The sequence below is a fragment of the Micromonospora sp. BS32 genome (genome assembly GCF_059089345.1).
Genome location: NZ_JBSSHR010000004.1, coordinates 51,957 through 64,520, shown reverse-complemented (window position 1 = coordinate 64,520; position 12,564 = coordinate 51,957). Strand labels below are relative to the sequence as shown.

Sequence of the window (12,564 nt, the reverse complement as noted above, 5' to 3'; positions counted from 1 at the left end):
ATTCTCTGCCAGAGACTGATGCTCCCCGCTCGGGGTCAGTCGCGCCAGTCCACGACAGCAGAGATCTTGCCGACAATGGTGCGCCAACCCAAACTTGCGGTTTGTGCCCCGATCTTCTTCAGCCGCCGTCGGCCGAGGAAAGCACCGATTCCGCCGTTGACAGTGGCGCGCAGGGCCTCATCCAGGTCGTCCAGGCTGGAGCCGGCGGAGAGCATGTCCAGCACAGCCGGTAGCCGCAGCGCGTACGAGATGTCACGGGCGACCTCGCCGGCCTCGATCAGGAGCGTGGGATCCCACGTGTCGTGCCCGCCGCGCAGGTTCTCCACTACCAGGTCAAGCTCGTAGGTGTCCTCGTCCAGCGGGGCGATGTCGGCGGGTTCCACCCGTTCGGACAGTTCATTCCAGCCGTCCAGTTGCGACATGTCGTTGGGCGCACCGGAACGGATGAAACTGACCAGCGCCTCGGGGGTCTTGAAGAGCAGTAGCCGGCCCTTGTGGCTGAGGAAGACCGGCACCTCCTCGTCGCCCGCCGCGTCGGTCTCCTCGTCCTCGTCCTCGTCGTCCGGCTCGTCCTCGCCGTCGACCGCGGCCGCGCGGCGCTTGCGCCGCTCGTCGTCGTCCTCTTCCTCGCCGGCGGTCAGCTCGGCGTACTCCTCGTCGAGGATGACCACCTCCTCGTCGTCCTCGGCCTCCACGACCTGGCGGCGGGCGAGGAAGGGGTCGTCCTCGTCGCGCTCGGCGACGTCGGTCGGGGTCAGCTCCCGCGCGGGCCGGTACGCCCGCAGGGTGAAGCCGGTGCCGGCCGGCAGGGCGATCTCCACCGGGTCGATGCCGAGCTCGTCCCAGAGGGTGCGGTCGGCCGCGCCGCGCTCCACCTCGGGCTCGACCAGCCCGTCGGTGTCGTCGAGCTCGGGCTCGTCGGCGTCGGGCCGGTGGGGCGACTGGCGGGCCACGCTGACCTCCGTGTGCGTTGGGTGTGCGCACTCGTCGACGCGTCCGGCCGCCGAGTGACTCTGGGCACATACCCTAGTGGGCGGCCCGTGAGGTCCGGACCCCGCACCCCGGTGGCGGTTCGTCCGGTTGACAAGTAGCGTAGCTACGCATGAAGGCCCAGGCGCTGCACGGACACCTCGACGCCCTGCTGCTGGCCGTGCTGGAACGGGGCGCGCTGCACGGCTACGCCATCATCGAGGCGCTGCGCGATCGCAGCGACGGCAGTCTGGATCTGCCCACCGGCACGATCTACCCGGCGCTACGCCGGCTGGAACGGGCCGGCCACGTGGCCAGCTCGTGGAGTACGGTGAACGGGCGGGAGCGGCGCACCTACGAGCTCACCGACGCGGGCCGCCGGGCGCTGGCCGGCGAACGGGCCGGCTGGCGCGACTTCAGCGCCACCGTCGCCCGGTTCCTCGAGCCCGACACCACCCCACCCGGCGCCCCCGCCTGACCGCGCGGGCCACAGCACGTATCAGCGGGCGGCGACCAGCCAGATCCGGGTCGCCCGGCCGAGGGAGAAGTAGGCCGCCCCCACCAGCACCGCGCCGACCATCATCGGTGGCCAGGTGAGCGCGGCGTCCCAGAGCCCCAGCGACCAGGCGAACAGCCCGGTACCGGCGGCCGTGGCGAACCCCAGCGCCCCGGTGAGCCCCAGCCCGAGCAGCCGGCCCGCCGTCGCCGACCAGCCCCGCCGGGCCGCCAGCGGGCCGTACACCAGCGCGGTCAGGGCGAGCCCGGCGACGACCAGCCAGATCCCGTTCATGGACGCGGAGAGCAGCAGGTAGCCGGCCGGCGGCCGGGGACCGTCGCTCCAGCTCGACCCCCGCCAGGTCAGGTCGCCGGCGGTGGTCAGCGCCAGGGCCACCAGCAGGGCCCGCAGCGACAGGCCGCGCAGCGCCGCCGCAGCCAGTTCGGCCTGATAGGCGGGGAGCAACTGGGCCGGCGTCCCGAACTCGGCCACCGCCCGCCGCTCGGCCTCCGCCGCCGGCAGCCCACCCTCCCGGTACGCCTCGGCGGCGTCGCTCAGCGCGTCCCGTAGCTCGACGAGGAGTTCCGCCTTGAGCCGGGCCGGCCCGCGCAGCCGGTCGTCCAGCTCGCGCAGTCGGTCCGCCACCCGTACGTCTTCACCGGCCTGCATAGGGCCACCCTGTCACCCCGGGCGGCGCGGCGCGTCGGGGAGATTCCCGGAGCCGGGCCTCAGGGTGCCAGGGCGAGGTAGCCGCGCTCGGCCGCCTCCTGGAGCTGCCACTGGTCCCGGTACCAGCCGGGGGCCGCCACGAGCTCGGCGTGCCGGCCGCGCTGGATCACCCGGCCGGCGTCCAGCACGACGATCTCGTCGAACCCGCCCAGGCCGCTGAGCCGGTGGCTGATCAGCAGCACCGAGTGCCCGGCCGGGGTGGCGGCCAGCGCCGAGGCGAGCACCGCGTCGGCGGCGGCCGGGTCGAGCCCCTCGGTCGGTTCGTCGAGGACCAGCACGCCCGGGGCGGCGAGCAGCGCCCGGGCCAGGGCGAGCCGCTGCCGCTGGCCGCCGGAGAGCTGCCCGCCCTCCTCGCCGACCACGGTGTCCCAACCGTCGGGCTGGTCGCGTACCCAGTCCAGCAGGCCGGCCGCGCGGGTCGCCGCGGCCAGCTCCTCCTCGTCCGCACTCGGGCGACCGAGCAGCAGGTTCTCCCGGACCGAGGCGTGGAAGACGTACGCCTCGGCGAGCAGCCCGCCGACCGCCCGGGGCAGCGCCTCGGCCGGGTAGCGGGACAGCTCCACCCCGTCCAGGGTGATCCGGCCGGCGTCGGGGCGTACCGCCCCGGTGAGGACGGCGGCCAGGGTGCTCTTGCCGGCGCCGCTGGGGCCGACGACGGCGATCCGGCGCCCGGCGGGCAGGTCCAGGTCGAGCCCGTCCAGGGCGGGTGCGGCTCCCGCCCGGTAGCGGACGACGACCGCGTCGAAGCGCACGTCGTGCGGGGCCGCCGGGTCGACCGCGGCGTCCCCGGCCGTCGGCGCGGGCACCGGTTCGTCCAGCAGCGCGGCCACCCGGTCCAGGCCGGTACGGAGCTGGGTGCGCTGCCGGGCCGCGCCGACCAGGGCCAGCGCGATCTCCACGGCGGCGAGGGTGCCGACCGCCAGCACGCCGACGAGCACCCCGCCCACCCCGGCGCGCAGGGCGGCGAGCACCACCCCGCCGGCGGTCAGCCCGGCGACGAGTACCCCGGCGGCGTCCACCGCGAAGCCGGTCGCGGCGAGTCGGCGTTCCAGCCGGGCCAGCCGGTCGGCGTGGTCGGTGGCGGCCCGCAGGGCGTGCCCGGTGGCCCCGAAGGCGGCCAGGTCGGCGGCGCCGTGGGTGAGGTCGACGGCGTCGGTGGCGAGCGCGCCGCGCAGCGGGGCGACCTCGTTGGCGGCCCGCCGGGTGAGCGCGGTGGCCAGCGCGGGCAGCGCCACCCCGGCGACCAGCATGCCGGCGGCGAGCACCCCGGCGGCGGGCGGCGAGACCAGCGCGGCGCCGCCGACCGCCAGCAGGGCGACCAGGGCGGCCGCCGCCCCGGGTACCAGGACCCGGAGCAGCAGGTCCTGGACGGCCTCGACGTCGGAGACGAGTCGGCTCAGCGCGTCCCCGGAGCGTTGCCCGGCGCTGCTCCGGCGGGCGGCCAGGGTGGCGAAGACCCGGGCCCGGACGTCGGTGATCATCCGGAGCACCGCGTCGTGGCCGGCGAGCCGTTCGGTGTAGCGGAACACGCCGCGGCTGATCGCCAGCGCCCGGACCGCGACGATGGCCACGGTCAGCCGGTCCAGCGGCGGTCGGCCGGCGGCGCTCATCAGCAGCCAGGTGGCGGTGGCCATCAGGGCCAGCCCGGCGAACTCGGTGGCGGCGGCGAGCAGGCCCGCGCCGACCAGCCGACCCAGGTACGGCCGGGCCAGCCGCAGCACGGCCCGCTCGGCGCTCGCCGGACGACCACCCGCCGTCGCCCCGGGCCGGTCGGCGGCCAGCTCCGGCGGGGTGAACTCGGCGGGGGTGGGGCGGCCCGGGTCCCGTCCGGCGGGGGTCATCCCGTCGGCGGAGACCCCGCCGGGGACGGCCCGGCCGGGCTGGTCGGGGGAGACGGGACCGCCGTTCACGGGGCCACCTTCGCAACCGGGGCGGGCGTCAGCTCGACCACCCGGCCGTCCTCGATCCGCAGGATCCGGTCGGCGTCGGCGAGCAGCGCGGGCCGGTGCGCGACCAGCACGGCGGTACGCCCCGCCACCAGCCGCCGGGTGGCGTCGAGGACGACGGTCTCGCTCGCCGTGTCCAGTCGGGCGGTCGGCTCGTCGAGCAGCACCAGCGGGGCGTCCCGGAGGAAGGCCCGGGCCAGCGCGACCCGCTGCCGCTGCCCGCTGGACAGGCCGTGCCCGCGCTCGCCCAGCGTGGTGGCGAGCCCGTCGGGCAGGGCCGCGACGACCTCGTCGAGCGCCGCGTCGGCGACCGCGCCGGCCAGCGCGGCGTCCGGGATGTCGGGGGCGCCGAGCCGGATGTTGTCGGCCAGCGAGGCGGCGAAGAGGTGGGCGCGCTGCGGCACCCAGGCGACCTGCCGCCGCCAGGCGTCCGGGTCGACGTCCGCCAGGTCGACGCCGTCGACGGTGACCCGGCCGGTGGTCGGCGTGACGAAGCCGAGCAGCAGGCCGAGCAAAGTGCTCTTGCCGGCGCCGCTGGGGCCGATGACGGCGATCCGCTCGCCGGGGCGGATGGTCAGCGTGACGTCGCGCAGCGCGGTGGTCCGTTCGTACGCGACGGTCACGCCCTCGAAGCGGATCTCGCCGCGCCCGCTCGGCGCCGGCAGTGGCGCGGCGGCCGGGGTGGTGGTGGCCGGCGCGGCGGAGACGGTGAGCGCCTCGTCCAGCGCGGTCAGTCCCTCCATGCTGGCGTGGAACCGGCTCCCGGCGGCCCGCAGCGGCAGGTACGCCTCCGGGGTGAGCAGCAGCACGAGCAGCGCGGTGGAGAGGGTGATCCCGCCGCCGAGGAGCCGGATGCCGACCGGCACCGCGACCAGCGCCACCGACAGGGTGGCGACGAGTTCCAGGACCAGCGCGGAGAGGAAGGCGATCCGCAGGGTCTTCATGGTGGCGACCCGGTGCCCGTCGGCCATCCGGCGGACCACGTCGGTCTGCGCCCGGGCCCGGCCGAACGCGCGCAGCGTGGGCAGCCCGGCGACCATGTCGAGGAAGTGGCCGCCGAGCAGCGACAGCCGCCGCCACTGCCGTTCGGTGGCGGCCTGGGCCTGCCAGCCGAGCAGCGCCCCGAAGACGGGGATCAGCGGGATGGTCAGCGCGATGATCAGCGCGGAGGACCAGTCGGCGAGGACCAGCCGGGCCAGCACGGCCAGCGGCACGGTCACGCTCAGCACGAGCTGGGGGAGGTAGCCGGTGAAGTAGGCGTCCAGCGCGTCCAGGCCGCGCCCGGTGAGGGTGGCGAGCTGCCCGGCCCGCTGGCCGGCGACCCAGCCGGGGCCGTGCCGGCCGACGGCGGCGAGCAGGTCGGCGCGCAGCGTCGCCTTCACGGTGGCGGCGGCGCGGGCCGCGACGGTGCCCTGCGCCCAGCCGACCAGCGCCCGCCCGGCGACGGTGGCGACGAAACCGGTCAGCGCGGGCCGGTCCAGTCGGCCGTCGACGGCGGTGGCGAGGAGTGCGGCGAGGGCGGTGGCCTGCCCGACGACCAGCAGCGCGGTGAGCCCGCCGAGGAGTGCGAGCACGGCGAGGTCGCGCCGGGCCGCGGGGACCCGGCGCAGCAGACGCGGGTCGAAGGGACGGCGGTTCACCAGTACACCGGTGCCCTGCCGTCGGTCCGTCCCCTGAACACCCACCAGCACATCGCCTGAAAGCCTAGTAGGGCCGGCAGGAGCGGCAGCACGAGCCAGCCCAGCAGGTGCAGCGTGGGTCCGCTCGCCGCCGCGTCGGCGACGCTCAGGGACGCCGCCGGGTCGACCGTGGAGACCAGCGCCGCCGGCCAGAGCGCCGCCCCGATCAGCGCCACCGGCGCCGCGAGCGCCAGGCCGGTGGCGGCCAGCGCTACGCCGGGCCGGCCACGGCCGAGCGCCGTCCGCGCGGCCAGCAGCGCCGCGACCAGCACCAACGGCAGGAGTACGGCGGCCAGTGGACGCGCCGCGGCGAGACGTACCCGGTCGGAGAGCAGGCCGAGGAGGGTGGCCGCGGCGACCGCGGCGAGCGCCACCGGGATGAGTCGGCGGGCCAGCCGGGCGGCTGCGGCGGCCTCGCCGGCCGGCAGGCGCAGGGTGAGGAACGTCGCACCGTGCGCGGCGACGACGGCGAGCATGGCGAGCGCGGCGGCGGCGACGAACGGGGTGGCCAGGTGGGTCACCCCGGCGACGTGGCCGTCGGCGTGCCGGGGAACGCCCTGGAGCAGCCCGGCGAGCAGGGCGCCCCAGCCGAGCGCGGCGAGGGCGCTGCCGATCACCACCAGCCGGTCCCAGCCGGCCCGGGCCCGGGCCCCGCTCGGCCGGCTGCGCAGCTGCACCCCGGCGGTGACCAGGACGACGCCGGCCAGCGCCCCGACCACGGCCGGGTAGAAGCCGGAGAGCAGCTCGCCCTCCAGGGTGGGGAAGGCGCCGAAGAGGATGCCGACGGCGGCGACCAGCCAGACCTCGTTGCCGAGGAAGAACGGCCCGAGCGCGGTGAGGGCGGCCCGCCGGCGGGCGGGCGCCTGGGCGCGGGCGAGCAGCAGGCCGACGCCGTAGTCGTAGCCGGCGAGGACCAGGTAGGTCGCGAAGAAGAGGCCGAGCAGGGCGTACCAGGCGGTTTCCATCTCGGGTCCTATCGGGCGAAGACGGGTTCGGGGCGGGCCTCGTCGTCTCCGATGCCGGGCGGTCGGCCGAGGGCGGGGTCGGCGGCGCCTCGGGCGGCGGCCCGGGCGAGCAGCGTCCAGTTGGTGACGGCGAGGGCGGCGAGCAGCAGGCTGAAGCCGATCAGCGAGGCGAGCATGATGCCGGGGTCCACCGCGGAGACGGCCCGGTCGGTGGGGAGCAGCCCGTAGGCCACCCAGGGTTGGCGGCCGACCTCGCGGGCGATCCAGCCGAGGATCACCGCGACGAAGGGCAGCGGCAGCGCGAAGAGGATGAGCCAGAGGGGGAAGCGCAGCCGGATGACCGCGTCCCGCCAGAGCAGCGGGAGCAGCAGCCAGGTGCCGCCGAGGGTGAGGCCGATCAGGATCATGAAGCCGAGGCCGACGCTGGAGAGCACCGGCGGGGTGTAGTCGGCGGGCCCGAACCGGGCGGTCCACTCGGCGATCTGCGTGTCGGCCGTCGGGCCCCCGCCGAACTTGGTGGGCTGGAGCTGCCCGACCGGGCCGAACTGGGCGAAGCCGAAGCCCTGCACCGCGGTGACCGCGAGCGCGGCGGTGACCAGCCCGATCCGCAGCGAGGTGCGGTGCAGCGCGAAGTCCGGGGTCCGTCGGATCAGGTGCCCGGCGCTGACCGCGGCCATCAGCACCCCGCCGGTGAGCAGCCCGGCGGCGACCACGTGGCCGAAGGCGAAGCCGAGGGTGGGGTTGGTGAGCAGCGCGCCGAAGTCGGTGAGGTGGGCGATGCCGCCGCGCACCTCGTACCCGACGGGGTGTTGGAGCCAGGCGTTCGCCACCATGATCCAGAAGGCCGAGGCGTACGCGGTGAGCGCGACGCCCCAGAGCAGCGCGAGGTGTACGCCCCGGCGCAGCCGGTGCCAACCGAAGATCCACATCCCGAGGAACGTGGATTCGAGGAAGAACGCGACCAGCGTCTCGATCGCCAGCGGGGCGCCGAAGACGTTGCCGACGTAGCGCGACAGGCCGCTCCAGTTCAGCCCGAACTGGAATTCCATCACCAGGCCGGTGGCGATGCCGAGCACGTAGTTGATCACGTACAGCTGGCCCCAGAAGCGGGTCAGCCGTTCCCAGCGGGGGTTGCGGGTCAGGAACCAGGCGGTCTGGAGGCCGACCAGCAGGGTGACCAGCCCGAGAGTGACCACGACGAAGAGGAAGTGGATCGAGGTGGTGGTGGCGAACTGCAGGCGCGCGAGGAGCAGGGTGTCCATGACCGCTCTCCAGGGGTTGGCTCGCTTGTCGTAGCGAGCCTACACGTAGCGGCACTACCTATCTCTACTACAGTATGTAGTACCAAAGGGTGAAGCGGGCCCGCCTCGTGCGGCGGGGCGGGTCAGCTCAGGAACAGCGAGACCGGCAGGGCGACCAGGGTGGTCGACACGGCCAGCGCGGCGGCCCCGAGCAGCCGGGGCGGCCGGTCCGCCACCATCAGCCGCTGCACCCGCACGTCCAGGTCGCGGTCGCCCACGCCGAGCGCGCCGGCCGGGGTGATCCGGTCGCCGCAGGTGGCGAAGCGGCGCAGCGCCCCGGCCAGCGGCGCCTCGGCGTGCAACTCCCGGGCCTTGTCGTCGGCGCGCATCTCGACCAGCAGCGCTACCCGCTCGTGCGCGTCGCGCACCCAGCGGAACCAGGGCAGCGCCAGGCGCAGCGCGGTGAACGGCAGCAGCACCAGGTCGTGCCGCTCGTGCGCGTGCGCCCGCTCGTGGGTCAGTACCGCCGCCAGTTCGGCGCGGTCCAGCAGGCTCAGCGTGCCCGCGCTCACCACCACCCGGGGCTTCACCCCGGGCAGGCAGTACGCCGCCGCGCTCGGGTGGTCCAGCACCAGCGCGCCGGGCACCGTGGGATCCCGGCGGGCGACCAGGGTGAGCAGGTCCCGGTGCCGACGCTGGGCGCGGACGCTCGCGTGGACGCTGCGCGCGGTCGTGGTGACCAGCACGGCGCCGATGCCGAAACCGACCCCGACCAGCCCCAGGTGCACGGCGCCCAGCCCGACGGGAAGGGTGCTGTGGGCCAGGTCGGTGGCGAGGGCGAGCAGGGCGCTACCGGTCGGCCGGTCGTACGCGGCCAGCCCGACCGCCATCGGCAGCCCCATCGCGGAGAGGCCGAGCGCCAGCCCGACCGCCTGCCAGCAGACGATCGCGACCCGGGGGGCACGCCAGGTCCAGGTGGACCGGGCCAGGACCTGCGCGGTGAGATAGCAGGCCAGCATCGACACGGCGAAGTGCACGGCGAAGGCCATGGCTGCCGCCCCTACCGGTCCGTCGCCTCGTCGGCCGTCCGGGCCCGGACGGCCCGGGGGTCCTCGATCCGACCGGTCAGCCCGGCCTCGGCGCCCAGCGCCGCCCGCAGCACCTCCGCCTCGGTGCCGGTCACCGACCGGGCGAAGCGGACCAGCGCCGCGTCCCGGCTGCCGCCGAGGTCGAGGGCGTCGAGCATGAGCTGTGCGATGTGCGCCTCGCGGCTGGCGGCGGCCCGGTAACGCCAGGCCCGCCCCTCCCGCTCACGCTGCACCATGCCCTTGCCGGCGAGCCGGTCCAGCACCGTCATCACGGTGGTGTACGCCAGCTCGCGCCCGTCCAGCGCGTCGGCGACCTCCCGCACGGTCACCCCGTCCGACGTGCCGGGGACCACGTCCCACAGCACGTCCATCACCGCGCGTTCCAGATCACCGAGCCGAGTCACCCGGCAATCCTACCTCGCGTAGTAGGTTGCCGGTCCTGGCCCGGGGCGTCCCACGGGCCGCTACCGCACGATCAGGTTGACGAGGCCGAGGATCAGCAGCAGGACCAGCAATGGACCGCCGATCATCCAGGCGAGGAGGCCGGTGGTGAACAGCGCCCGGTCGAGCCCCCAGGTCGTCGCCGGGGCCGCCGGCCGGGACTCCGCCGCCTCGGCCTCCGGCCGGGGCGGGCTGAAGTCGGTCGGATCCTCGCGCCGGGGGCGCGGTCGCACGAACAGCCCCCCGGCGCAGGCGAGGACGGCGAAGGTGAGCAGCACGCAGGCGAGCCAGGCCGGGTAGATGCCCGACGCGTCATGCCTGGTGCGGCGGATCGCCGCGTCCGGGGAGAGCGGCGCCACCAGCCAGGCCACGGCGGCGACCAGCACGCCGTAGGCCAGCAGGCGGGCAGCGTTCTCCCATCCCCGCCGCACCGACACCCCGGCGGCCGCGGCGGGCGCGGTGTGCAGCAACGTGCCGACCGGCACCGCGATCGCGAAGAAGAGGATCATGAATGAACCGGTGTCGAGCCAGTGCTGCCGCACCGTCCGCATCGTCGGGTAGCCCTCCGACTGCTCCCCCAGCCAGGCGGTGAGGCCGGCGCTGATGCCGATCGCCGCCAGCGTCAGGGTGATGCGCAGCGCGCGGCTCTCGGTCCGGGGAGCGGGGTTGATCACGGCCGGCAGCGTAGCCGGTCCCCGCATGTCGTCCCCGGTCTCGGGGTCGGGTGGGGCCTGCGGGGGGTCCCACCCGACGCCCGTCACACCCCCTTGGGGTGCCAGACCGTCTTCGTCTCCAGCAGCGTGGTCATCCGGGTGACGCCCGGGTCGACGGTCCAGTCGTGGTCGGCCGGGGCCGGCCGCAGCACCCGCTTGAGGTTCTGCGCCGCCTTGACCTCCAGGTCGACCGCCAGCTCGGCGTCCGTCACCCCGGTCAGGTCGATCGCGTTGACGTCCATGTGCGCGGCCAGCGTCGGCGCCGTCTCGGTGATCTTCCCGGTGAGGATGTTGACCACCCCGCCGGGCAGGTCGGAGGTGGCCAGCACCTCGGCCAGGGTCACCGCGGCCAGGGGCGCCGCCGGGGAGGCGGCGACCACCACGGTGTTGCCGGTGACGATCGCCGGGGCGATCACGCTGACCAGGCCGAGCAGCGCCGGCGCCTCGGGGGCCACCACGGCCACCACGCCGGTCGGTTCGGGCGCCGACAGGTTGAAGTACGGCCCGGCCACCGGGTTCGCGCCGCCGTACACCTGGGCGAGCTTGTCGGCCCAGCCGGCGTACCAGACCCAGCGGTCGATCGCCGCGTCGACCTCGTCGGCCGGGATGCAGAGGGCGACGAACTGCTCGCGGCGGCCCTCCAGCATCTCGGCGACCCGGTAGAGGATCTGACCCCGGTTGTACGCGGTCGCCCCGGCCCACCCCTTCACCGCGGCGCGGGCGGCGAGCACGGCGTCCCGCGCGTCCTTGCGCGAAGCCAACGACACATTCGCGTCCTGCACGAGATACGACCGTCCCGACTCGCTGCGCGGGAACTTCCCGCCGATGAAGAGCTTGTACGTCTTGCGTACCGCGACCCGCTCAGACATTGAGGTAGCCCTCCAGCCCGTGCCGGCCGCCCTCGCGACCGTAGCCCGACTCCTTGTAGCCGCCGAAGGGCGAGGTGGGGTCGAACTTGTTGAACGTGTTGGCCCAGACGACGCCGGCGCGGAGCCGGTCGGCCATCCAGAGGATCCGCGAGCCCTTGTCGGTCCAGATGCCGGCCGACAGCCCGTACGGCGTGTTGTTGGCCTTCTCCACGGCCTCGGCCGGGGTGCGGAAGGTCAGCACGGACAGCACCGGGCCGAAGATCTCCTCGCGGGCGATCCGGTGCGCCTGGGTCACCCCGGTGAAGATGGTCGGCGCGAACCAGAAGCCCCGCTCGGGCAGCTCGCACGGCGGCGACCAACGCTCGGCGCCCTCGGCGGAGCCGGCGTCGGAGAGCTCGCGGATCCGCTCCAGCTGGGCGGCCGAGTTGATCGCGCCGATGTCGGTGTTCTTGTCCAGCGGGTCGCCGACCCGCAGCTGGGCCATCCGGCGCTTCAGCGACTCCAGCACCCGGTCGGCGACGTTCTCCTGGACGAGCAGCCGGGAGCCGGCGCAGCAGACGTGCCCCTGGTTGAAGAAGATGCCGTTGACGATGCCCTCGACGGCCTGGTCGACCGGCGCGTCGTCGAAGACGATGTTGGCGGCCTTGCCACCCAGCTCCAGGGTGAGCTTCTTGCGGCTGCCGGCGACCGAGCGGGCGATGGCCCGGCCGACCTCGGTGGAGCCGGTGAAGGCGACCTTGTCGACGCCGGCGTGCTCGACCAGGGCGCGACCGGTGTCGCCGGCGCCGGTGACGATGTTGACCACACCGGCCGGCAGGTCGGCCTGCTGGCAGATCTCGGCGAAGAGCAGCGCGGTCAGCGGCGTCGTCTCGGCCGGCTTCAACACCACCGTGTTTCCGGCGGCGAGCGCCGGGGCGATCTTCCAGGCCAGCATGAGCAGCGGGAAGTTCCACGGGATGACCTGGGCGGCCACCCCGAGCGGCTTCGGGTCGGGTCCGAAGCCGGCGTGCTCCAGCTTGTCGGCCCAGCCGGCGTAGTAGAAGAAGTGCGCGGCGACCAGGGGCAGGTCGACGTCGCGGGACTCCTTGATCGGCTTGCCGTTGTCCAGCGACTCCAGGACGGCCAGCTCGCGGGAGCGCTCCTGGATGAGCCGGGCGATCCGGAACAGGTACTTGGCGCGGTCCCGGCCCGGCATCGGACCCCAGACCCGCTCGTACGCCTCGCGGGCGGCCCGGACCGCGCGGTCCACGTCCTGCGCGCCCCCCTCGGCGACCTCGGCGAGCACCTCCTCGGAGGCCGGGTTGACCGACTTGAAGCTGCCGCCGTCGGCCGGGTCGACGAACTCCCCGTTGATGAACAGCCCGTAGGAGGCCTTCAGATCCACCACCGAGCGGGACTCGGGGGCGGGCGCGTATTCGAACATCACTC

The 12,564-nt window shown here is 75.0% G+C and carries 12 protein-coding genes; 1 reads left to right on the top strand and 11 read right to left on the bottom strand.

The window, feature by feature from the left end; genetic code table 11:
• Positions 1 to 35: 35 nt before the first annotated feature.
• Positions 36 to 953: a SatS C-terminal domain-containing protein gene (locus AC5RWQ_RS07890; protein ID WP_494282083.1), complete on the bottom strand. Its 918-nt coding sequence runs from the start codon at positions 951 to 953 to the stop codon at positions 36 to 38.
• Positions 954 to 1,102: 149 nt separating this feature from the next.
• Between AC5RWQ_RS07890 and AC5RWQ_RS07885 the strand changes: the two genes are divergently transcribed.
• Positions 1,103 to 1,447, top strand: a complete 345-nt coding sequence (locus AC5RWQ_RS07885) for a PadR family transcriptional regulator (protein ID WP_494282082.1) — start codon at positions 1,103 to 1,105, stop codon at positions 1,445 to 1,447.
• A gap of 21 nt (positions 1,448 to 1,468) precedes the next feature.
• On the opposite strand, the gene AC5RWQ_RS07880 is transcribed toward AC5RWQ_RS07885, so the two are convergent.
• From AC5RWQ_RS07880 to AC5RWQ_RS07835, 10 genes are all read right to left on the bottom strand, one after another.
• Positions 1,469 to 2,134, bottom strand: coding sequence for a permease prefix domain 1-containing protein (locus AC5RWQ_RS07880; protein ID WP_494282081.1), 666 nt, complete (start codon positions 2,132 to 2,134; stop codon positions 1,469 to 1,471).
• Positions 2,135 to 2,193: 59 nt separating this feature from the next.
• On the bottom strand, positions 2,194 to 4,035 hold the full coding sequence (gene cydC, locus AC5RWQ_RS07875) for a thiol reductant ABC exporter subunit CydC (RefSeq protein ID WP_494282376.1): 1,842 nt from the start codon (positions 4,033 to 4,035) through the stop codon (positions 2,194 to 2,196).
• A gap of 65 nt (positions 4,036 to 4,100) precedes the next feature.
• On the bottom strand, positions 4,101 to 5,780 hold the full coding sequence (cydD, locus tag AC5RWQ_RS07870) for a thiol reductant ABC exporter subunit CydD (RefSeq protein WP_494282080.1): 1,680 nt from the start codon (positions 5,778 to 5,780) through the stop codon (positions 4,101 to 4,103).
• Complete coding sequence (locus AC5RWQ_RS07865; protein WP_494282079.1) at positions 5,777 to 6,784, bottom strand: cytochrome d ubiquinol oxidase subunit II; 1,008 nt, start codon at positions 6,782 to 6,784, stop codon at positions 5,777 to 5,779. Before AC5RWQ_RS07865 ends, cydD begins: the two co-directional genes overlap by 4 nt.
• An 8-nt stretch (positions 6,785 to 6,792) precedes the next feature.
• Positions 6,793 to 8,046, bottom strand: coding sequence for a cytochrome ubiquinol oxidase subunit I (locus tag AC5RWQ_RS07860; RefSeq protein WP_494282078.1), 1,254 nt, complete (start codon positions 8,044 to 8,046; stop codon positions 6,793 to 6,795).
• Between the two features lie 122 nt (positions 8,047 to 8,168).
• The gene (locus AC5RWQ_RS07855) at positions 8,169 to 9,074 is read right to left on the bottom strand and encodes a M56 family metallopeptidase (protein ID WP_494282077.1); all 906 of its coding nucleotides are present in this window, start codon (positions 9,072 to 9,074) and stop codon (positions 8,169 to 8,171) included.
• A gap of 11 nt (positions 9,075 to 9,085) precedes the next feature.
• On the bottom strand, positions 9,086 to 9,517 hold the full coding sequence (locus AC5RWQ_RS07850) for a BlaI/MecI/CopY family transcriptional regulator (RefSeq protein ID WP_494282076.1): 432 nt from the start codon (positions 9,515 to 9,517) through the stop codon (positions 9,086 to 9,088).
• A 60-nt stretch (positions 9,518 to 9,577) separates the two neighbouring features.
• Positions 9,578 to 10,228: a hypothetical protein gene (locus tag AC5RWQ_RS07845; RefSeq protein WP_494282075.1), complete on the bottom strand. Its 651-nt coding sequence runs from the start codon at positions 10,226 to 10,228 to the stop codon at positions 9,578 to 9,580.
• Between the two features lie 83 nt (positions 10,229 to 10,311).
• Positions 10,312 to 11,136, bottom strand: coding sequence for an aldehyde dehydrogenase family protein (locus tag AC5RWQ_RS07840; RefSeq protein ID WP_494282074.1), 825 nt, complete (start codon positions 11,134 to 11,136; stop codon positions 10,312 to 10,314).
• Positions 11,129 to 12,559, bottom strand: a complete 1,431-nt coding sequence (locus AC5RWQ_RS07835) for an aldehyde dehydrogenase family protein (RefSeq protein WP_494282073.1) — start codon at positions 12,557 to 12,559, stop codon at positions 11,129 to 11,131. The genes AC5RWQ_RS07840 and AC5RWQ_RS07835 overlap by 8 nt, the downstream gene beginning before the upstream one ends.
• Between the last annotated feature and the right edge of the window lie 5 nt (positions 12,560 to 12,564).